This is a genomic window from Winslowiella sp. 2C04, from assembly GCF_050037805.1.
Classification (GTDB): Bacteria; Pseudomonadota; Gammaproteobacteria; order Enterobacterales; family Enterobacteriaceae; genus Erwinia; species Erwinia toletana_A.
Map to the genome: position 1 here is coordinate 3697057 of NZ_CP188300.1, position 20894 is coordinate 3717950.

At 50.9% G+C, this 20894-nt stretch carries 18 protein-coding genes; 5 read left to right on the plus strand and 13 right to left on the minus strand.

From position 1 onward, the window contains the following. Positions 1 to 74: 74 nt before the first annotated feature. A complete protein-coding gene (dinB, locus tag ACP3TC_RS16795) occupies positions 75 to 1130 on the minus strand; it encodes a DNA polymerase IV (RefSeq protein ID WP_426816873.1) in 1056 nt (351 codons plus the stop codon). Positions 1131 to 1388: 258 nt separating this feature from the next. Here dinB and dpaA point away from each other — a divergent pair, with 258 nt between their 5' ends. Further along, positions 1389 to 2129, plus strand: coding sequence for a peptidoglycan meso-diaminopimelic acid protein amidase (gene dpaA / locus ACP3TC_RS16800; RefSeq protein WP_313855971.1), 741 nt, complete (start codon positions 1389 to 1391; stop codon positions 2127 to 2129). Here dpaA and ACP3TC_RS16805 read toward each other — a convergent pair. Then, on the minus strand, positions 2100 to 2867 hold the full coding sequence (locus ACP3TC_RS16805; protein WP_313855969.1) for a class II glutamine amidotransferase: 768 nt from the start codon (positions 2865 to 2867) through the stop codon (positions 2100 to 2102). The two genes, dpaA and ACP3TC_RS16805, sit on opposite strands and share 30 nt — an antisense overlap. 53 nt (positions 2868 to 2920) lie before the next feature. Continuing rightward, positions 2921 to 3499: a D-sedoheptulose 7-phosphate isomerase gene (lpcA, locus tag ACP3TC_RS16810; RefSeq protein ID WP_313855968.1), complete on the minus strand. Its 579-nt coding sequence runs from the start codon at positions 3497 to 3499 to the stop codon at positions 2921 to 2923. A 227-nt stretch (positions 3500 to 3726) separates the two neighbouring features. Between lpcA and fadE the strand changes: the two genes are divergently transcribed. Continuing rightward, positions 3727 to 6171 carry an acyl-CoA dehydrogenase FadE gene (fadE, locus tag ACP3TC_RS16815; RefSeq protein WP_426816874.1) on the plus strand — a complete coding sequence of 815 codons (2445 nt, stop codon included), beginning with the start codon at positions 3727 to 3729 and terminating at the stop codon, positions 6169 to 6171. A 53-nt stretch (positions 6172 to 6224) separates the two neighbouring features. On the opposite strand, the gene mtnK is transcribed toward fadE, so the two are convergent. After that, entirely contained in the window at positions 6225 to 7424 is a 1200-nt protein-coding gene (gene mtnK, locus ACP3TC_RS16820; protein ID WP_426816875.1) for an S-methyl-5-thioribose kinase, read from the minus strand. Positions 7425 to 7546: 122 nt separating this feature from the next. Here mtnK and mtnA point away from each other — a divergent pair, with 122 nt between their 5' ends. Next, entirely contained in the window at positions 7547 to 8572 is a 1026-nt protein-coding gene (gene mtnA, locus ACP3TC_RS16825) for an S-methyl-5-thioribose-1-phosphate isomerase (protein WP_313855963.1), read from the plus strand. 36 nt (positions 8573 to 8608) lie between these two features. Here mtnA and ACP3TC_RS16830 read toward each other — a convergent pair whose 3' ends face one another. From ACP3TC_RS16830 to ACP3TC_RS16870, 9 genes are all read right to left on the minus strand, one after another. Then, complete coding sequence (locus ACP3TC_RS16830; protein ID WP_313855962.1) at positions 8609 to 9151, minus strand: 1,2-dihydroxy-3-keto-5-methylthiopentene dioxygenase; 543 nt, start codon at positions 9149 to 9151, stop codon at positions 8609 to 8611. After that, positions 9148 to 9837 carry an acireductone synthase gene (gene mtnC, locus ACP3TC_RS16835; RefSeq protein ID WP_426816876.1) on the minus strand — a complete coding sequence of 230 codons (690 nt, stop codon included), beginning with the start codon at positions 9835 to 9837 and terminating at the stop codon, positions 9148 to 9150. Before mtnC ends, ACP3TC_RS16830 begins: the two co-directional genes overlap by 4 nt. Beyond that, complete coding sequence (locus ACP3TC_RS16840; protein ID WP_426816877.1) at positions 9834 to 10448, minus strand: methylthioribulose 1-phosphate dehydratase; 615 nt, start codon at positions 10446 to 10448, stop codon at positions 9834 to 9836. The genes mtnC and ACP3TC_RS16840 overlap by 4 nt, the downstream gene beginning before the upstream one ends. A 132-nt stretch (positions 10449 to 10580) precedes the next feature. After that, entirely contained in the window at positions 10581 to 12203 is a 1623-nt protein-coding gene (locus ACP3TC_RS16845; RefSeq protein WP_426816878.1) for a Wzy polymerase domain-containing protein, read from the minus strand. Positions 12204 to 12215: 12 nt separating this feature from the next. Further along, entirely contained in the window at positions 12216 to 12743 is a 528-nt protein-coding gene (locus ACP3TC_RS16850; RefSeq protein WP_426816879.1) for a fimbrial protein, read from the minus strand. Between the two features lie 10 nt (positions 12744 to 12753). After that, positions 12754 to 13731: a fimbrial protein gene (locus ACP3TC_RS16855; protein ID WP_313855953.1), complete on the minus strand. Its 978-nt coding sequence runs from the start codon at positions 13729 to 13731 to the stop codon at positions 12754 to 12756. A gap of 12 nt (positions 13732 to 13743) precedes the next feature. Continuing rightward, positions 13744 to 14490, minus strand: coding sequence for a fimbrial biogenesis chaperone (locus tag ACP3TC_RS16860; RefSeq protein ID WP_313857604.1), 747 nt, complete (start codon positions 14488 to 14490; stop codon positions 13744 to 13746). 33 nt (positions 14491 to 14523) lie between these two features. Then, on the minus strand, positions 14524 to 17019 hold the full coding sequence (locus tag ACP3TC_RS16865; RefSeq protein WP_426816880.1) for a fimbria/pilus outer membrane usher protein: 2496 nt from the start codon (positions 17017 to 17019) through the stop codon (positions 14524 to 14526). 185 nt (positions 17020 to 17204) lie between these two features. Beyond that, positions 17205 to 17714: a fimbrial protein gene (locus tag ACP3TC_RS16870; RefSeq protein WP_426816881.1), complete on the minus strand. Its 510-nt coding sequence runs from the start codon at positions 17712 to 17714 to the stop codon at positions 17205 to 17207. Between the two features lie 1120 nt (positions 17715 to 18834). Here ACP3TC_RS16870 and ACP3TC_RS16875 point away from each other — a divergent pair. After that, complete coding sequence (locus ACP3TC_RS16875; protein ID WP_313855950.1) at positions 18835 to 19995, plus strand: pyridoxal phosphate-dependent aminotransferase; 1161 nt, start codon at positions 18835 to 18837, stop codon at positions 19993 to 19995. Beyond that, a complete protein-coding gene (locus tag ACP3TC_RS16880) occupies positions 19983 to 20750 on the plus strand; it encodes an amidohydrolase (RefSeq protein ID WP_313855949.1) in 768 nt (255 codons plus the stop codon). The genes ACP3TC_RS16875 and ACP3TC_RS16880 overlap by 13 nt, the downstream gene beginning before the upstream one ends. The last annotated feature ends 144 nt before the right edge of the window (positions 20751 to 20894 follow it).

Sequence of the window (20894 nt, forward strand, 5' to 3'; positions counted from 1 at the left end):
TTGATCTCTGGCAATCTGGCAAAAACTATCACTGCTATTTATGAAATGGATACTGAAAGGGATTGCCTTTAATCTTACAACCCCAGTAACATCTGACGCTCCAGCTGCGGATCAAGTAAAGTGACATGCACGCCCACCAGCCGCACGCCACGTCCACCGCGGCGTTCGTCCCAGGTTTTTTTTGCCAGACCGATAAGATCATCTTTATTCAGAACCGGCCAGACATGCTCCTGGGTGGTCAGCTGAAAATCACTGAATTTCAGTTTAATGCCCTGCCGCGCAATATGTCGATCCGGTTTAATCGCCGTCAGCCGACGCTCCAGCTCTTCGTACAGATAATCGAGGATCTTCAGACAGGCTTCCCAGCTGTGAATATCTTCCGAAAGGGTGCGCTCAACCCCCAGCGACTTACGCTCGCGCTCGGTAATCACTTCGCGATCGTCAATCCCGTTACTGCGCTCCCACAGTACCCGACCAAATTTACCAAAACGTTTGAGCAGCATCGCCAGGTCGCTTTTTTGCACATCAGCGCAGCTGTAAAGCCCCTGCTCTTCCAGTTTCTTTGCCGTCACTTTCCCCACGCCGGGAATTTTAACCAGCGGCAAGGTCTGTAAAAATGCCGGCATCTGTTCCGGAGTAATCACAAACTGGCCATTGGGCTTATTTAAATCCGAAGCGATTTTGGCAAGGAATTTAATCGGCGCGATGCCGGCCGAAGCGGTGAGATTAAGCTCACGCTCAATACTCTGCCGAATTTCCCGCGCCATTAAGGTGGCAGAGCCGTGACAATGCTCACTGTCGGTGACATCCAGGTACGCCTCATCCAGCGACAACGGCTCGATTAATGAAGTGTAACGCGAGAAGATTTCACGAATATGGCTGGAAGCGGCTTTATAAGCGTCAAAGCGGCCAGGAACAACTTTCAGATGCGGGCAGAGTTTCAGCGCCATCGCGGTAGACATGGCGCTGTGGACGCCGTATTTACGTGCCGGATAATTGGCCGTGCTGATAACACCGCGCTGTTTCTGGCTACCGCCAATGGCAATCGGGATATCACGCAAAGCAGGATTGTCGCGCATTTCGACCGCAGCGAAAAAGCAGTCCATATCAACGTGAATGATTTTACGCATATCCCTCCTCCGGCATCACTGTATAAGTATACAGTCAAAAAAACAGGATTCAAGTGGGTAAGATAACCATTCAATTGGCCGAAATACCCGCCGTAAAGGGGATAAGTCTCACAGCTGGCGGGATTATTCTCAGTCAGCATCTTGATAAAAAAATAGACAATGTTAATGTTGCGCAGCGAAAGCGGATTTTTCCGATAATGCATGTACCAGACGTCGCCAGACGTCGCACTTCAAACCCTCTATTTCAAGGGAAAACGAATGGGCAAAATCGCACTGCTGTTTGCGATGATTTTTATGCCAGCCGTCAGCATGGCCACCGTATCTGAACCTGTTCAGCCGTTGGCTCCGGTAAGCAAAGAGTTAAAGAAACAATTAATCGGTACGCCGGTTTATCTGCAAATCTTCAAAGAAGAGCGGATGCTGGAACTGTACGGAAAAATCGGCAACGAATATCGCCTGCTGGATAGCTATCGCATCTGTAATTTTTCCGGCGGGCTGGGCCCAAAGCAGCGTCAGGGCGATTTTAAAAGCCCGGAAGGTTTCTACACCGTTACCCAGCGCCAGTTAAAACCGGACAGTCGATTTTATCGCGCCATCAATATCGGTTTTCCTAATGAGTACGATCGTCAGCAGGGCTATGACGGTAAATATCTGATGATTCATGGTGATTGCGTGTCAGTCGGCTGCTATGCCATGACAAACGCCTATATGGATGAGATCTTTACTTACGTCAATGCGGCACTGCGAAACGGTCAGTCAGAGATTAGCGTCAGTATTTATCCATTCCGCATGACGGAAAGTAATATGCAGCGCCATCGCAACTCATACTTTGCTGCGTTCTGGAAGCAGTTGCAGCCGGGATATGCCTATTTTGTTGAGCATCGCCAGCCGCCCAACGTCAGCGTAAACTCTGGCAAATATGTGCTGAATGGCAGCCCGATAATTAGCGACCCGTCAGCACCATCTGGATCATTCTTCGCGCTCACCAAGACAAAATAGCACCCACTCTCCGGGTTCAATTTTGTTCCAGGTTTCATTGCCGGTTAGCGGCTGTGTCGCGATCACTGTGACCACGTCATTTGGCGTGGTCTGCTTCTGAAAATCAATTTCCACATCCTGATCGAGCAATTTGGCTTTGCCAAACGGCGCACGACGGGTGATCCAGAACAGATTGGTCGAGCAGAACGCCATCAGATAACGCCCATCCGACAGCAGCATATTAAATACGCCTTTCTCGCGCAGTTCCGCCGCCAGTTCAGCAATATAACGAAATACCGCCGGCCAGTTACCCGGCGTACGCGGATAACGGCTGGTCAGCTTATGCAGCAGCCAGCAGAATGCCTTCTCACTGTCGGTCTCACCAATCGGACGGAACTGACCGGTTTCCAGCCCGCGATAGCCTTTCAGTTGACCATTATGGGCATAGGTCCAGTTGCGCCCCCACACCTCACGAGTAAACGGATGGGTATTTTCCAACGAGACTTCACCGCGGTTAGCCTGACGAATATGCGCCACTACCGAGTGTGATTTAATTGGATAGTCCTGCACCAGCCGCGCAATCGGCGAATTATAACTCGGCTGCGGATCTTTAAATGTGCGGCACCCTTTACCTTCGTAAAAGGTAATTCCCCAACCGTCTTTATGCGGCCCGGTCCCCCCACCACGTTGCACCAGGCCGGTAAAGCTAAAGCAGATGTCCGTTGGGACGTTTGCGCTCATCCCGAGCAGTTCGCACATAGTGATGACCTCGAAATCAGTAAATTCCCCCGCATGCGGGGGAAAGGCGTGGCTTACTTGACCATCTCTTTTTCAATTAACAGAATCAGGATATGAATCACTTTAATGTGAATTTCCTGAATACGGTCAGCATAGCCGAAATGCGGCACGCGAATCTCCACGTCTGCTGATCCAGCCATTTTACCGCCGTCTTTGCCGGTCAGGGTGATCACTTTCATCCCCTGCGCCCGTGCCGCTTCAATCGCTTTGATCACGTTCGCAGAGTTACCGGAAGTAGAAATACCCAGCAGCACATCACCGCTGCGGCCTACCGCTTCAATATAACGTGAGAACACGTGATCATAACCGAAGTCATTGCTGACGCAGGAGATATGACTGACGTCAGAAATGGCAATCCCCGGGTAGCCCGGACGGTTGTCACGATAACGGCCGGTCAGCTCTTCCGCGAAGTGCATTGCATCGCAATGTGAACCGCCGTTACCGCAGGAGAGCACTTTGCCACCGGCTTTAAAGGAGTCAGCCAGCAGCACCGCTGCACGCTGAATGGCATGGATGTTGGCATCGTCGCTCAGAAATTTATTAAGGGTATCGGCGGCTTCATTTAGCTCTGAACGAATAATATCCTGGTACATAGGGATGTCCTTTGGAGGAAAGAGAGTCAGCGCCAAGTTTACCGGAATGGGGGGTAAGCGAAAAGCATCGCGCAGCACTAGCGGCAGCTTTGACTTTTGATGCGGCCGGAGTGTGAGCCAGGTTGTAATTATTATGTAAACACATTGCTAACAAACCTTATCTGCTCTAAACCTGTAGTAACGGTTTCAACAGGTCAGACCTCTTACTACTTACGGAGCGGTTCATTATGATGGTTCTCAGTATTATCGCGACGATTGTGCTGACAGGCGCACTCTTCTATCACCGCGTAAATCTGATGCTCAGTAGCCTGATTCTACTGGTGTGGACGGCGGCTATGGCGATGTTATCACTCTGGACGCCATGGCTACTGGTGCCACTGGTACTTATCCTGCTGCCGTTTAATCTGCTGTCGGTACGCCGGGCGATGTTCTCTAAACCGATGCTGCAAACTTTTCAGAAAGTCATGCCACCCATGTCGCGCACTGAAAAAGAAGCCATTGATGCCGGTACCACCTGGTGGGAAGGCGATCTGTTTCGCGGCAATCCTGACTGGGAAAAACTGCACAATTATCCGCAGCCGCGCCTGACGGAAGCCGAGCAGGCATTCCTTGATGGTCCGGTAGCCGAAGCCTGCCGTATGGCCAATGACTTTCAGATCACCCATGAGATGGCCGATCTGCCGCCGGAGCTGTGGGCGTATCTGAAAGAGCATCGCTTCTTCGCCATGATCATCAAAAAAGAGTATGGCGGACTGGAATTTTCCGCTTACGCCCAGGCGCAGGTACTGCAAAAACTGGCCGGGATATCGGGTATTCTGGCGATTACCGTTGGCGTGCCGAACTCACTCGGCCCGGGCGAATTGCTGCAGCATTACGGTACTGAAGAGCAGAAAGATCACTATCTGCCACGGCTGGCGCGCGGTCAGGAGATTCCATGCTTTGCCCTGACCAGCCCGGAAGCGGGCTCCGATGCCGGCGCGATTCCCGATACCGGCGTGGTCTGCATGGGCGACTGGCAGGGCCAACAGGTGCTGGGCATGCGCCTGACCTGGAACAAGCGCTATATTACGCTGGCACCTATTGCTACCGTGCTGGGATTGGCGTTCAAACTGTCGGATCCGCAACACCTGCTGGGTGACAGCGAAGAGCTGGGCATTACCTGTGCGCTGATTCCGACCAGCACGCCGGGTGTGGAAATTGGCCGTCGCCACTTCCCGCTTAACGTGCCGTTCCAGAACGGTCCGACGCAGGGCCGGGATATTTTCGTTCCGATCGATTACATCATCGGTGGGCCAAAAATGGCCGGCCAGGGCTGGCGCATGCTGGTGGAATGCCTGTCCGTCGGTCGCGGTATTACCCTGCCCTCCAACTCAACCGGTAGCGTAAAAACTATCGCGCTGGCAATAGGTGCTTACGCGCATATTCGTCGTCAGTTCAAACTGCCCATCGGCAAAATGGAAGGGATTGAAGAGCCATTAGCGCGCATCGCCGGTAATGCTTACGTGATGGACGCGGCGGCATCGCTGATTACTTATGGCATCGTGCTGGGAGAAAAACCGGCGGTGCTGTCGGCGATTGTTAAATATCACTGTACTCATCGCGGTCAGCGCGCCATTGTCGATGCCATGGATATTGCCGGTGGCAAAGGCATTATGCTCGGCAGCGGTAATTTCCTCGCCCGCGCTTATCAGGGCGCACCGATTGCGATTACCGTTGAAGGTGCCAATATCCTGACCCGCAGTATGATTATCTTTGGCCAGGGGGCGATTCGCTGTCATCCGTATGTATTGCAGGAAATGGCGGCGGCGCAGAGCAATGACGTTAATGCTTTTGATCGCGCGCTGTTCAGCCATATTGGTCACGTTGGCAGTAATAAAATGCGCAGCCTGTGGCTGGGCCTGACCGGCGGGCGCACCAGTAAAACGCCGACCCGCGACGCCACCCGCCGTTACTATCAGCATCTGAACCGCATCAGCGCCAACCTTGCGTTGCTGTCGGATATATCGATGTCGGTGCTGGGCGGCAGTCTGAAACGTCGTGAACGAATTTCGGCGCGACTGGGCGATATTCTCAGCCAGCTGTATCTGGCTTCGGCGGCGCTGAAACGCTATGAAGATGAAGGTCGCAACGAAGCGGATCTGCCGCTGGTGCACTGGGGCGTGCAGGATGCACTGAATCAGGCAGAGATCGCCATTGATGACTTGCTGCGCAACTTCCCGAATCGTCTGGTGGCTGGCGTGCTGCGCGTGGTGATTTTCCCGACCGGCCGTCACTGTCGCGCCCCGTCTGATCGTCTCGATCATAAACTGGCGCGAATTCTGCAACTGCCGTCGGCGACACGCAGCCGTTTAGGTCGGGGTCAGTATCTGACGCCAGGTGAAAATAACCCGGCAGGTCAGCTGGAAGAGGCGTTGCAGGATGTGATGGCGGCAGAAGTGATTCACGACCGCCTGTGCAAACAGCTGAAGAAAAATCTGTCGTTTACCCGGCTGGATAAACTGGCAACACGTGGTTTGCAGGAAGGCTGGATCAATGAACAGGAAGCGCAAACGCTGAATCGTGCGGAGCAGAGCCGTCTGCGCTCGATTAACGTCGATGACTTTGACGCCGAAGCGCTGGCGACTCAGCCGCTAAAGGAAGAAAAACCGGCGAGAAAGATTGAGGCGGCGTAAATACTCCTCCAGGGCGGCGTTCCCGCCGCCCGTTTTAATTATATGTACCCCAATCAACCGTTCTGACGAATCCGGGCAATCAGTGCATCAATATCCTGCACGTGAGGTGCCGCCAGAATCAGCGTTTTACCTAAGCTAATCGCATGACGTAAACACTCTTCACGCATCGGCTGGTGATCGATATTCTTGATATCCGCCACTTGAGAGATACCAACGGTACGACGAATCAGTTCAGTACCACAAAATCCAATCGTGTCCTGCAATACCTTCTGCAAAAACGCCTCGGCATAGCCCGGATACGCCAGAGCCTGGTCGCGAGTTTTCTCTGCCGCCAGCGCGAGGAAACGTGCGGTAAATGCCTGCCACACTTCACGCACATCGGCTAAGCGCTGTTCGCGACCCGCCGCCGCTTCACGCGCAGCCAGCAGGCCCGGCAACGCGCAGTAGTTAATTAGCAGATTGCCCAACGCAGTGCCTACGTCAAAGCCAATCGGGCCATAGAAACCAAATTCAGCATCAATCGCTTTCAGGCTATCCTGCGTAACAAAGATCGAGCCGCTGTGGATATCACCGTGCAGCAGCGCTTCCGCCTGCGACAGAAAACGATGTTTTAGCCCGGCGACGGCTATTCTCAGCTCGGCATCATCCCGCAGCGTGGCAACATACTCCTCCAGCGATGGCGGATAAGCATTACGTTCATGCACCTGATAGGGATCGTTAAAGAACAGATCCTCAGTCATTTCGCACAGCTCGGGATTGGTAAACCGGATCACATCGGCTTTTTTGGCGTGCGGGTGCTGGAAGAAATCAGAAGTGTGGAACAATGTCTGCGCCAGATATTCACCCAGCTGTTTTGCCGCCTGCGGATAATAACCGCCTTTGACCAACTCACCGCGCCAGATGGCATGATCAGAGAGATCTTCCATCACCATAACCGCGAGATCGGTATCGAAATGGAGAATTTTGACGGTGTGCTGCGGACAGAAACTACCGTGCACCTGCAACGTTTCCGCTTCCAACCGCGCACGGTCCAGCGTCAGCGGCCAGGATTCGCCTACGCAGCGCACATAAGGCAGCGCCTGCTTAACGATAATCCGGCTCTGCCCTGCGTTATCGAAAATCTTGAACACCAGGTTAAGGTTACCATCGCCAATTTCCTGTGCGTCCACCAGCGAAGCGGGATCGCTCAGACCGCCAAATTGTCGGGCATATTCCACAGCATCGGTGGCAGTGAACGTACGGTATTGCGACATTGCCTTCTTCCTCTCAACACTTTTTATACTTTTATAATCAGAACAAGCCGTTCAGACGTCTATACATCCGCTTTGCATGTTGGCACAATATGCAGCATTAACGCAACAGGGATTTAAATCACATGCAGACACTCAGCACTACCAGCTTACAAGTCCGTGACAATCAGCTTTGGATCCTTGACCAACAGGCGCTGCCGCAACAAAAGATCTGGTGCCCGACGCCCGACGTTGCCACGCTGGTCGGCCATATCAAGGCGCTGCGCGTACGTGGCGCTCCGCTGATCGGCCTGTCTGCCAGCCTGCTGCTGGCTTTGCTGGCAGAAGGTGGCATGCCACAAAACCAGCTGGCAGACGCGCTGGAAGTGCTGCGTGCATCACGGCCGACGGCGGTGAACCTGATGAATAATCTTGATCGTATGAAACAGGCGCTGGCGCAGAAGAATTTCGTTACTGCCCTGAGCTTTGAAGCATTACGCCTGGTGGAAGAGGATAAAGCGCTGTGCAACAGCATCGCCGAGGCCGGTAACGCGCTGATTAAATCCGGCAGCCGCCTGCTGACGCACTGCAATACCGGCGGATTAGCCACTGCTGGTGTCGGCACGGCGTTAGGCGTGATTGCGCTTGCCCATCAGCAGGGCAAAGTGGCAAATGTCTGGGTCGATGAAACCCGTCCGCTGTTACAGGGCGGCCGTCTTACCGCCTGGGAACTGGGTGAGCTGGGGGTGCCTTATCAGCTGATTTGTGATTCGATGGCGGCCAGCCTGATGGCGCAACAACAGGTTGATGCTGTCTGGGTCGGTGCCGACCGCATTGCCGCTAACGGCGATGTGGCGAATAAGATAGGCACTTACAGTCTGGCGGTGCTGGCGCACTATCACCGCATTCCGTTCTATGTCGCGGCACCGCATACCACGCTCGACAGCCAGTGCCCTGACGGCGCGGCGATTCCCATTGAGCAGCGTGATGCGCGTGAAGTTACCGGCGTCGCTGGCAGCTTTGGTGATGTGCAGTGGGCACCAGAAAATGCCAGCGTCTATAACCCGGCGTTTGACGTCACGCCTGCGGCGCTGATTAGCGGCTGGATACTGGATACCGGTGTGGTGACGCCAGCGCAGGTTACTGACGGAATCTTTCAGCCGCGCGGTTAGCCAGCGGCACGGGCGGCGAAAATGCCGCCCGAAATATTAAGGCAGGCGTGGATAGGCGTCAGCAATATTGTCGCCGGTAAAATTAGCGATCCAGCCTTCGGCATTATCGAAAATACGAATCGCGGTAAAGTGCGGCGAGGAACCCATATCAAACCAGTGCGGCGTTCCGGCCGGCACCGAGATCAGATCGTTCTTCTCACACAGGATCTGATAGATCTTACCGTCGAGATGCAGACAGAACAGCCCCGCCCCCTCAACAAAAAAACGCACTTCATCTTCGCCATGGGTATGCTCGGAAAGAAACTTGGTGCGCAGCACCTCTTTCTGCGGGTTATCCGCACGCATACTGATCACATCCCAACTCTGATAGCCCTTTTCAGCCACCAGCCGATCGATCGCATGCTGATAAGCATTGATCACCGTTTCTGCATCGGGATTTTCACCCAGATCGCGATCGGCTTCCCAGCGCTCGAAGCGCACTTCTTTGGCGTTCAGCTGCTGGCGAATTTCTTCAGCATCAGTACTGTGCCACACCGGCTGCGTGGCTTCGGTATCGGTGAATATAGTCAGTGCACTCATAAGGAAAACAGCTCCAGGTTGATCTGATCAAAACGGTTTACCTGACGATGGATGCTCTCTGCATCCGCCTCGCCGCGAATTAACTGCACGGTGTGCCAGCCTGCCTGCTGTGCGGCATCCAGTTCCTGATGGATATCGGATAAGAACAGCAGTTCACTGGCGGGAAGATCGATCTGGCTGGCGATATTACGATAGGCGTCGACTTCGCGCTTAGCACCAACATGGGTATCGAAATAGCCGCTGAATAGCGAAGTAATATCACCTTCGTCGCTATATCCAAATAACAATTTCTGCGCAGCAACCGAACCGGATGAATAAACGTAAAGTGCAATGCCCTGTGATTGCCACTGTTTAATGGCGGGCAGGACGTCCGGATAGAGATGGCCTTTAAAATCGCCATTCAGATAGCCCTCACGCCAGATCATCCCCTGCAGCGCTTTCAGCGCGGTGGATTTACGATCTTCATCCATAAAGGAAAACAGCGTCTCAGTTAGCTGCTTGATGCTGGCTTCGGGCTGAGCAATCTCCTGACGCAGATCGTTTAACGTGCTGCTGACTGCTGGCTGTTGCTGGTTCTGCACAATAAAGCTTTGCAGATGCTGACGGGCATAAGGAAACAGTACGTTATGGACAAAGCGAATATCGCTGGTCGTGCCTTCAATATCGGTGACAATCGCACGAATCATTTGGCCTCCAGCAGACGGCGTTGCATCTCACATAAGAACAGGAACTCCAGCCCTTCAAGATGGCGCTTAGCCTCGTTGACGTCTTTGCCCCAGCAGGTCAAACCGTGGCCGCGCAGCAGAAAGCCGTAGCGCAGCGGATTGTTCTGGGCAAACTGCTCAATACGTTTTGCCAGCCCATCAATATCCTGATCGTTATCGAACAGTGCAATCGAGACGCTGTCGAGATGTGACTGCTGACCGGCAAGCGTTTTTTGCATTTCATAGCCCTGTAGCACCAGCGCCGCGCCCTTCTCAACCCGTGACAGCACGGTAGAATTGACGGTATGGGTATGCAAAACCGCCCCGGCCTCAGGAAACAGGCGATAAATCAAAGTATGCAGGCCGGTTTCCGCCGACGGCTTACGCCCGGATGGTACCCGGTTATTGGCGATTTCAACCTGAATAAAATCATCGCGGGTCAGACTGCCTTTGTCCTTGCCCGATTCACTGAGTAAACAGCTGCTTTCATCCTGGCGAACAGACATATTGCCACCGGTTGCCGGTGCCCAGCCCTTGGCACCGATCCAGTGACAGGCCTCAACCAGCTGGTCTAATTGCGCTAAAACCGTCATACCTTTCCTTATTTTTCAGGGAGTTGCGGTAGTATACTTTTGATATTTAGACGTCTAAGCGTCTTGATTGCCAAATACTAACATCGGGCTTTGATGAAATGAAGCGAGAAAAAGCGATGTCGCTTAACCGTGTTACCAGAAACGACTGTCTTGCGGATATAATTTCTGAGCCTGCCGCTTTAACTGCGCGGCGCGTGTTAACTGATTCAACACTCTACTGACCTGAATTAAGTTAAAGTAGGTATTGGCATCGGGCCGCACGCGGATTTCATTCTCCGCCCAACGCTGATACCCCTGCAAAATCTCAGGATCCTGAGTTTGCGAGTAATTCATCATCTGGTGAAGCTGAACATCAAAGTCGTAACGAGCTTGCCAGGGGGTTGGAGTCATCACCTTTGACATGGCGTCAAACTGCTGCAAACCCGTTTTTTCTACTGCGGTAATAATTAATGAGCTGTGCAAACCGTTCAGCATATACAGCATTAACAACGCGGCGATGGCACCGATCCCAATGCGCAGAAGCGGCTGGATTTGCAATGGCATCTCATTTTGACGGCGAACATCACACACCCGCAGCAGCAACAATAGCATTACAGCATGAGCGGCAGACTGATACAGCGGATATTCCAACATCATATGCAGCAAAATCGGCAGCGTTGCCAGCCATACTCCCGGGCGAAGCAAGCGAGCACGCATACGACGCAGCAATAACCAGCCGCCCCAAGTGATGACGGCAATCCCTGTCAGGCTTAACAGGCCACCTTCAACTCCCCAATACAGCAACTCATTGTGCGGATGGGAGACGCTCTCAATATTGTAATTAATATTGAAATGATTAATAAAATCATGCTCAAAGTGCCCATAGCCCCATCCCAGCCATGGACGCTCAGCAATCATCCGCAGTGCTTCCTGCCAGTAAATTAGCCGGTACAGCACTGGCGCTGCTGAAGTCACTTCACGCGCGGCACCATTAAGCAGCATCAGTACCACACCGCAGAGCACGCCGCTGGCGATCAGCGCCAGGGCATACATCATGCGGCGTGGGTGACTACGCCACAATATGATCAACTGCAAGGGTGTCAGTAAGATTGCTGCCAGCAACCCTACGCGTGAGAGAATCATCATTAAAAGCAGCGGCGCCAGTACCAGCACGCCAGCAATTAATCCCTGACTGATGCGGCCTTTGGTTTGCCTGCGCCCCAGCAAACAGAGCGCCAGCGCCAGGCCGGATGCCATAAAACTGGCCATCACATTAACCTGCTGGAAAATACCGTAGGGCCGGGTATAGTTCGTATCAAATCCCATCCAGCTGCCACTGTAATTTTGCAGCAGAATATATTGTACCAGCCCTAAAATAGCTTCAATGAAAACGGCTGTCAGAAGCAATAAAAGCAGCCGCTGACGCCAGCGATGATCGAGCGGAATTTGCAACAAAGCAAAGTAGAACAATATACCGCTCAGTAATCCCAGCTGGCGCGGCATCACTTCGCTAAGCCACGGTTCTGCACTCCACAGCGCGGGCAACAGCAAAATCACCCCGCCAACTAACAAAGCGGAAAATAGCCGCGAAGAGAATAGAGGGGAACCAGAGAATCGCATGGTAATTATTATCACCAGCATCATCACTATGATTCCAACCATATTCCAGGGCAGATAAAAACCGCTACCACCACGATTCGGCCAGTGGATATGCATAGCAATCAATAAATACCCTGCCAGAATACAACCTGTCACTCGCGTAATGTTTACTGTCACCGAAAACTATCCCTAATTATAACTAAGCTCAAAGTTAGCCACTGAACTAAATGCCCCTGCCGTCACCGTTTTATCGCGAATAGCGTCCGGATGCCCGATCACATTCGCGGAAAATGAGAGGATAGTTTCACCGGTCTGTAACCCGATCGGAGCTGTGGCAGTTCCCAGATTCAGCGCGGCATTATTTTCGTCAGACAATGCCAGTGCCACACCATTATCGCCTTTATTAATTATTAGTTTTCCGGGCAAAACAGGATCTTCCGTACCGGTAAATGTGACATTAACCGATTGTCTTACATTGGTGGAACAACCAGTAAGTTTAATCTCGAACGGTATTTGCGCAGTGTGACCATCGCGATAAATAATTTTATCGACCACCGAGCCGATGTTCACTTTCTGAGCCTGCGACGCAGGATCGATATTACAGGGAGTGGCGACAACGCTACCGCTAAAGTCTATCTGTAGATCGGCGGCAAATGCAGCCGGCGAAAGAACAGTTCCCATGTTGAACAGGATCGCGCTAATCAATAAATGTTTCATCCTGGCTCCATTACAGATAGTTAATTCGCAAGATTAGGCTCTTACTAAAATCACCTTCCTGACCATCTGCTGTCGCTTCTAACACCGCAGAATAATTCTTGGACACAGAATCACGCCCCGTCATATCGGCAAAAGGCTGAAACTGATTATATTCAATCCACTTTGGATTGCTGTTATCACGGATGCGCATAACCGAACCGTTATCCATATTCAGACCGGTAGCATCCAGCAGGCTGCCATTGACTACAGTGAAGTCGGCATCCAGTTGAAAATCTTCAGAGCAACTGTTTTTGCTGATGCTCAGGTTAAAATCTTTCCGAACGATTTCCCCTTTACCTGCCGCCCAAACTGGCAAGGTGCCAAAATTCACGCCTGAGGGATTATCCAGATTGATTGATACCGCGCATTGAATAACCTCAATTTTCGTCATGCCGGTTAAAAAGAAGCTGTAGTTCTTACCCGGTTGATTATTAATTCCATATTCACCATCCAACTGTAAAGCTTGCACCCTGTCTGTGGTAACGGGGTTGATAGTTCCGCTTTTTTCAAGATAAATTTGAAATCTGATAGTCGCGGTCGTCCAATTGTCCTTATTGGCATATATATCTGTTCGCTTCTTATTATTATTAATCCCCAAATCGGCACCGTTATATATAATCCCCATCTTAATCCCGGGCGCGAAAACAGGCTGGTTCGGCGTTGGATAAAAATAGACATATTCCGCAGGAACATTTTCGTATGCCTTACAAACCACGGTACGGGTCCTCTCTTCAGAGGTCCATAACCGGCTGCCGACTGGCAAGGTAGCCGGTACCTTCAGCGTACCTATATCCACAACTTCTTCCGTTGTACCACCAGGCACATTCATATAGCATTCCAGTGCCTGCGTTTTAAAACTGACACCCAGAAAACACAGTAGAATAAATATCAGCCGCCCTGTGCCCCAGTCAGATTTAATTTTGTTTATTCTCAAGCCAGAAATTCCCATAAGTTTATCCTTTTACTTTTTACTGGCTGGCGTAACGCGGCAAAGTTGGTTACTGCAGGTAAAATGTAACTGCGGGTAACCACCATGATCGTTGATATAACTCACCGTAAAGCTGCTAAGCTTTAAATTGGGTAGCGCCAGGGTTTCTGATGAGTTCGGCGCTATCATTAGCGCTTTAAATTCATCAACCTTTTCCCCTTCCGACTTTTTGGTTGTTTGCTTCATATTAAGCAACGTGACGTAAAACGGTGTCGGATTTTCCACAATCAAACCTGTACTGGTCTGGCGGAATACCAGCTTCTCCTGCCACACTGCATCTTTCGCTGCCACAATCGCTTTTGGTCGATAGAACACTTTAATTTTGGTCTGTAGTGCCAGCTGTAAAGAATTGGGCTGCTCACTTTTTGGCGGTATTTCTCGCAGATTAAAATAGAACAGCGACTCACGATCCTGCGGCAATTGGCTGGCCTCAGGGAGCTGAGTTATCCGCACCACGCTACTTTCACCCGGCTCAACGCGCTGAATAGGCGGCAGAACCATCAATGGGCCGTCAATGGACTGTAACTGAGCATCATCCAGCCACGCCTGGGCAAGGAAAGGATATTGTTTATTCTCATTGGTAATATTTATACTGATAGACTTCTGATCGCTAACATATATAACGCGGGTACGATCCAACGTAATAGCTGCGCTGGCATGTGGAATCACAGTTCCCCACAGCAAGCCTGCGGCGATTAAATTGAGGTTTACCGACTTCATCATACAATTTGACTCCCACGGGTGTGATTTCATTTAAAGTGCATTACAGGGCAGTAACAGCCGGGTAAGAGGCTTTTCGCTTGCAGGCAGGCTAAGGGTGCATTGCGGTTGGCCCTGCCAGAAAAGTGTCAGTTTCTCTCCGGGCTTGATGCCGGTCAGATACGCCACGCCTTTTTCGTTGACTAACGCCGCCTCGCGGCCTTTTGCTGTCATTATTGTGGCGCCAAATGGCGGCTCACTGCCGTCGTCCAGGCGAATGGTGGCAAGCACTTTATATCCCTGAACCACTTCAAAGTGACGGTAGCCAATCGCCCCCTCGGTCAACGTGCTTTGCACTACCGCACGGGTTGCTTCAACATCATCACTCAACTGGTTGACATCAATACGTGTATCAACGTTGTAGTAGCTGCTGACGTCAGAGATCACCGCCAGACCATAACGATTGCTGTACGCGCGCCCATTATTAATCGGTACGCCGGCGACACCATCGGTATCCAGCATCAATCGGCTGCCGCCATTACCGCTATTCTGATGAGCAGCAATGCCGTGTCGGGTGGCCGTTACGCCGCCCCGCAGGGTCGCGCCCAGCGAGGTATAACTATCCTGTTGCCAGCCAACATTGGCATTCAATGTGCCGGAAGGTGCAGAGTGGGAGTACCAGGCGCTCGACATGAGCTTGCCCGTCTGATTGTGGCCGGCCCGCAGCTGCCAGCTGTTATTTAAGTCGCTGAAATCATCCACGGAAGCACTCTGGGTAATTTCATTATTGTTGGTCTGAAGGCTATAACCGATACGTCGATGATCGCCCAGCGGCAGCGTAACGTTTAACATTGCGCTGTCGTCAGTACGCCCCTGATAATCACTGCGATAAGCGGATAACGATGCGCTGATGCCACTAATTCCCGCCAGATTGAACATTCTGCTGGCAGAAAGCCCGTAACGATTGACCGAGCGGGAATCCCAGTAAGTCTGGTGCGAATAACTCAGATAAACCGTTATTGCCTGTGCACTGTCATCTGCCATAAACGTTTTATTGGCAGTGAGGGTATAAAGCTCTTTATCCTGGCGCGTAAACATTTCGTCACGGTAATTTGCCTGCAAAAACTGCTGCATATTCATAAAATTACGTTGCGAAAATCGATAACCAGCAAACGTGATCTGGCTGTTTAATTCTTCAAAACGTTTGGCATAATTCAGACGAAATGATTTGCCAGTGGCTACAGGGGCATTTGGCAAACGTGCATAAGACTGAGTCACATCTGCTGATAACGCACCAAACACATTTAAATCACGCCCCAGGCCTAATGAGGCAGCGTTATAGTCGCCGCCAATCAATGCTCCACCAAACAGCGACCAGGCATTCGTTATCCCCCAGGAAAAATCACTGGAGGAAAAAATCGGCCCGCGAAGTTGATGATCAGGCGTGGAAGGCTGGCCCAGCGCCACGTTATAACGCACATAGCCGGGACGCGTCAGGTAAGGAATGGTCGCTGTATCAATCTGAAAACTGGATATTGAGCCATCTTGTTCTTCTACTTTAACCTCGAGCCGCCCTTGTACCGAACTGCTCAGATCCTGAATCACAAAAGGGCCTGCCGGCACGGTGGTTTCATACAAGGTACGTCCCTGTTGTGAGACGGTCACTTTGGCATTGCTTCTCGCGATACCACGCACTTCGGGTGCATAGCCGCGCAGCTTTGGCGGCAACATCCGTTCATCGCTGGCGACACTCGCCCCGGTGTAACGGAAGCTGTCGAAAACCGCTGAGTTGAGATACGCCTCTCCAACCATCACTTTTGCCGCGTACTCAGGCAAAGCGCGCCAGGCATAAACCTGAGTCAGTGATGAATCCGTATTGCGCTGGCTGCCCTGACGTTGAAGACTGGCCTGATAGTCAGCTCGTAGCCGCCACGGGCCGGCATTACTGCCCAGCGTACCGTAGCTGGTAAGGCTATCCGCGGTAATACTGCTGTCCTGCTGGCGGCTGGTTAACGCATTGATATTGTAATCCAGCAGAATACCCGGCAGACCGTTATCCCACTGCTCTGGTGGCGTCCAGTTCGAGTCGGAATATTTCATCCATGCCTGGGGTACGGTTATCTCCAGCACACCGCGACCAATGCGGTTGGATACCGTAATTCCGGGCAGTGCGCTGATATCAGCACAAGCGTCGTTGTACCAAAGCGTAATTTGTTTAGCCGCTTCCGGCTTCAGTGCCATTTGCTTAATCAGGTCTGGTGGCAGACAGACCCGCGGTTGCCCTGGGTTGTTTGCATCAGTTAAGTACTGAATTGTGCGTTGAGGGAACGTTTGTTGATTTATTTTAATTTCCAGCAAATAACTGCCGGGTAAAACTGAATGCGGCTCGGAAAAACGAGAAAGATCTACTTTGCTACGTTTTCCTGTCGCCAGCACTTCAGTATTAAATTCAGTAACGGAGTAAACAGGAAAACCGCTAAATGCTGAACTTAAAACAATCAGATTTACTATTCTTCGCTTGCGAAAAAAAAACATAATGAACTCAGTCATTCTAAATCCATGAACATCATTAAAAGTCCGTTTCCGTCAGAAAGAATCACAAAGCAGTTAAGGGAAAACTTAAATAAAGTAATTTACTTTATTCATTAACTTCTCCTGCCCGCGATTAATCTGGCTAAGTTCGTTCTCGCCAATCAGAAATAATGAGGATGCCAGTATGACATCCTCATTAAATTTTACTGGTAAGCGACTTCGAAGTTCACAGTACTATTAAAGCGTCCTGGAACCACAGCGGCTGAAGCATTGCTGTGTTTGAGTGAGGCATTAAATGTCAGCGTGGCATTACCATTGCCCAGATTGAGCGGAGCGGTAGCAGTATGCGGTTTAATATCCTTACCAGCTGGGTCAACCAGTCTGATACCCGCGCCGCTTGCGGTACCATTCAGAGCAAATAAATTGGCATTGGCTGGATCGGCCAGTCCATTAAAGGTAAAGGTAATTTGATCATTGGTGGTGTTAACATCACAACCCTGCAGTTCGATGTTAAAAGGCTGCGGCGTGGATTCTCCAACAGTGGTCAGCACCCTGTTACTGACCTGACCCATCGCAATAGTCTGGTCGGTCGTTCCTGGAGAAATACTGCATGGCGCATTAACAATATCGCCCTCGAAAGTCACAGTGCCACTTCCCTGACCAGCTGCATAAGCAACAGAAGAGGTAACCAGAGTCATTGCTGTTGCCAGCATAATTGCATTCAATTTCATTTTTTAAATTTCCTTATTTAATAATAGCCATTACATTGCTTATCGCCCTGACTTTCCAAACTACAGAAATCCAGACGCAAAACATCGGGCTTATTAATAGCCAATGTTATAAGTAATATTTGAGTTTCCATTTCACAGAACGATTATATTGAAGTATCTAAACCCACAATCATATTTTCATCATGATTGACGGGGCGTCATATTCACACACTTGCTTCGCGAGGCAAAGAAAAAAAATCACACAAGCACATAAAAATAATAATAACCCCCACCTCACTACTCGATACAACATAAAACACCAACCAAAATAAAAATAACAGCCATAAAATCTATAAATAGCAAATAACTAAAAACATAGTATCGCAAAATGATTATTACTGTAAATTTAACACCATAATCGCGCATTGTTCAGAAAAATAAATGAAGCCTCAACAGCGTGTATTTAACAATAATAATGTCATCTGCCTTCCGCATAAAGATTTACTTTACCCAATCAAATAAGGGAGTTAGAGATCACCCATAAAAAATTAAATGTCATTGCGATCTTTTTTTTCTGATTATTCTCCCCTGACATTCATCAGAACAGGACTCTACTGTTCTTAATCCTTTAACATCATTAGGTAATAACATAAGAGTAAAATCAGAAGGTTTAAACTATAACTATTAACCTGGCGCACTCAATGCAAAAGGAAGTCAGTTATTAATTATCCTGCTATGCATTAAATTATTCATTAAAAGCTGGAAAACCACTCATTCCTGATAAAGATGAGGGTATCTCGCTGGAAATAACTGGATAAAGGGTAAGTTGCCCTGATAGAGAAAACACTTCAAACATACTGCACTAACGAATTAATTTAATGTTATTCCTAAAAAATGATGTTTTCTCCTGTCATTTAACCCTGACACGCCATCAAAACCTATCGGATTAGTACTAACTTAAGTCGATCCCCCTTAGACGCGGTTTTATAGGGCTAAGGATAATCCCTCAGAATCGGCTTTGCCGTTGTCCCGCTAACCTGAGGCGTCAGGCCAATTCACTATGCTATAGTGGCAATAATCCAGCTTTAACCTCACAGACATCAGCCCGAAAGGTCAACCAGCCATGAGTCAGACACCCTTGATTCCCGAAAGCAAACTTCCGGCACTCGGCACCACTATTTTCTCGCAAATGAGCGCACTGGCGCAGCAGTATCAGGCGATTAACCTGTCGCAGGGTTTTCCGGATTTTGACGGCCCACGTTTTTTGCAGGAGCGGCTGGCATATCATGTCAGCCAGGGCGCCAACCAGTATGCGCCGATGACGGGTGTGCAGCCGCTGCGTGAAGCCATTGCTGATAAAACCGCTGAGCTTTATGGCCACAAGCCTGACGCCAACAGCGATATCACCGTCACCGCCGGAGCGACGGAAGCATTGTATGCCGCGATTACCGCGCTGGTGCGGCCAGGTGATGAAGTGATCTGCTTCGATCCGAGCTACGACAGCTATGCACCTGCGGTGACGCTGGCCGGCGGCGTGATGAAGCGCATCGCGCTGCAACCACCGGGATTCAAGGTTGACTGGCAACAGTTTGCCTCACTGCTGTCGGAGCGTACACGGCTGGTCATCCTCAATACGCCGCATAATCCTTCCGCCAGCGTCTGGCTGAAAAGCGATTTTGCCGCGCTGTGGGAAGCGATTGCTGAGCAGGAAATTTATGTGCTGAGTGATGAAGTGTACGAGCACATCTGTTTTGCCGCAGAGGGCCACGTCAGCGTGCTGGCGCATCCCCAGCTGCGTCAGCGGGCGGTTGCCGTCTCTTCATTCGGTAAAACCTTCCATATGACCGGCTGGAAAGTCGGTTATTGCGTGGCACCAGCGGCGATCAGTGCAGAAATTCGTAAAGTGCATCAATATCTGACCTTTGCAGTCAATACTCCAGCTCAACTGGCCATCGCCGATATGCTGCGTGCTGAGCCGGAACACTATCGTGAGCTGCCGGCGTTCTACCGTGCGCGGCGTGACCGTTTTGTGCAGGCGCTGGCTGACAGCCGCCTGGAGATCCTGCCATGCGAAGGTACCTATTTCTTGCTGGCCGATTACAGCGCCATTTCCGATCTTGATGACGTCAGTTTCTGCCAGTGGCTGACAAAAGAAGTTGGCGTGGCCGCGATTCCGCTGTCGGTATTCTGCGCTGATGAATTCCCTCATAAACTGATCCGCCTGTGCTTCGCCAAACAGGAAGCCACGCTGGACGCTGCTGCGGAGCGACTGTGTCAACTCTAAAACTCACGCTACTGCAACAGCCGCTGGTGTGGATGGATGGCGAAGCGAATTTGCGCCACTTCGCCAGCCTGCTGGCGGATATTAAGCAACGCGACCTGATTATTCTGCCGGAGATGTTTACCACCGGTTTCGCCATGGAAGCGGCGCAGCGTTCACTGCCTCAGGCACGCGTGCTTGAGTGGTTACAGGCGCAGGCTAAGTCGACCCATGCAATGGTTGGTGGCAGTGCAGCAATTCAGACTGCAACAGGGGCGGTTAACCGTTTTATGCTGGTTGAGCCTAATGGCACGCTGCACAGCTATGATAAGCGTCATCTGTTTCGTATGGCGGATGAACATCATCACTATCAGGCTGGCGATCGTCGTATGATTGTTGAATGGCGCGGCTGGCGTATTTTGCCACAGATCTGCTACGACCTGCGTTTTCCGGTGTTCTCACGTAATCAAAATGATTATGACCTGGCGCTGTATGTTGCCAACTGGCCAGCCGCACGCGCGTTACACTGGCAGTCACTGCTGCTGGCGCGTGCTATTGAGAATCAGGCGTATATTGCGGGTTGTAATCGAACCGGTAGTGACGGTAATCATCATCAGTACAGCGGTGACAGCCGCATCATCAGTCCGCAGGGTGAACTGCTGGCGACTGCTGAGCCTCATCAGCCCGCGCGACTGGATGCAGAGCTGTCACTGGAAAATTTGCGTGAATATCGTGAAAAGTTTCCAGCCTGGCGCGATGCCGATGCCTTTCGTTTATAGCTGAATTAATTGGCAGGGAGCGTGCTCCCTGCACATTAGTTATTATTTTAAAGCCTACTGCATCTGCCCTGGTTATACGGTAATCAATAGCACAGCAGCTGCCCAAAGGGGGGGGAGGACCGCTGAAGTGTATTTTCCATAAAT

Bases quoted from the DNA above. Each gene is read 5' to 3' on its own strand.
- mtnC (WP_426816876.1), bottom strand. From the start codon at position 9,837: ATGATTCGTGCGATTGTCACCGATATTGAAGGCACGACCAGCGATATT.
- ACP3TC_RS16805 (WP_313855969.1), bottom strand. From the start codon at position 2,867: ATGTGCGAACTGCTCGGGATGAGCGCAAACGTCCCAACGGACATCTGC.
- ACP3TC_RS16860 (WP_313857604.1), bottom strand. From the start codon at position 14,490: ATGAAGTCGGTAAACCTCAATTTAATCGCCGCAGGCTTGCTGTGGGGA.
- ACP3TC_RS16870 (WP_426816881.1), bottom strand. From the start codon at position 17,714: ATGCTGGCAACAGCAATGACTCTGGTTACCTCTTCTGTTGCTTATGCA.
- ACP3TC_RS16840 (WP_426816877.1), bottom strand. From the start codon at position 10,448: ATGACGGTTTTAGCGCAATTAGACCAGCTGGTTGAGGCCTGTCACTGG.
- fadE (WP_426816874.1), top strand. From the start codon at position 3,727: ATGATGGTTCTCAGTATTATCGCGACGATTGTGCTGACAGGCGCACTC.
- mtnK (WP_426816875.1), bottom strand. From the start codon at position 7,424: ATGTCGCAATACCGTACGTTCACTGCCACCGATGCTGTGGAATATGCC.
- mtnA (WP_313855963.1), top strand. From the start codon at position 7,547: ATGCAGACACTCAGCACTACCAGCTTACAAGTCCGTGACAATCAGCTT.
- ACP3TC_RS16830 (WP_313855962.1), bottom strand. From the start codon at position 9,151: ATGAGTGCACTGACTATATTCACCGATACCGAAGCCACGCAGCCGGTG.
- dpaA (WP_313855971.1), top strand. From the start codon at position 1,389: ATGGGCAAAATCGCACTGCTGTTTGCGATGATTTTTATGCCAGCCGTC.
- ACP3TC_RS16865 (WP_426816880.1), bottom strand. From the start codon at position 17,019: ATGACTGAGTTCATTATGTTTTTTTTTCGCAAGCGAAGAATAGTAAAT.
- ACP3TC_RS16855 (WP_313855953.1), bottom strand. From the start codon at position 13,731: ATGGGAATTTCTGGCTTGAGAATAAACAAAATTAAATCTGACTGGGGC.
- dinB (WP_426816873.1), bottom strand. From the start codon at position 1,130: ATGCGTAAAATCATTCACGTTGATATGGACTGCTTTTTCGCTGCGGTC.
- lpcA (WP_313855968.1), bottom strand. From the start codon at position 3,499: ATGTACCAGGATATTATTCGTTCAGAGCTAAATGAAGCCGCCGATACC.
- ACP3TC_RS16850 (WP_426816879.1), bottom strand. From the start codon at position 12,743: ATGAAACATTTATTGATTAGCGCGATCCTGTTCAACATGGGAACTGTT.
- ACP3TC_RS16875 (WP_313855950.1), top strand. From the start codon at position 18,835: ATGAGTCAGACACCCTTGATTCCCGAAAGCAAACTTCCGGCACTCGGC.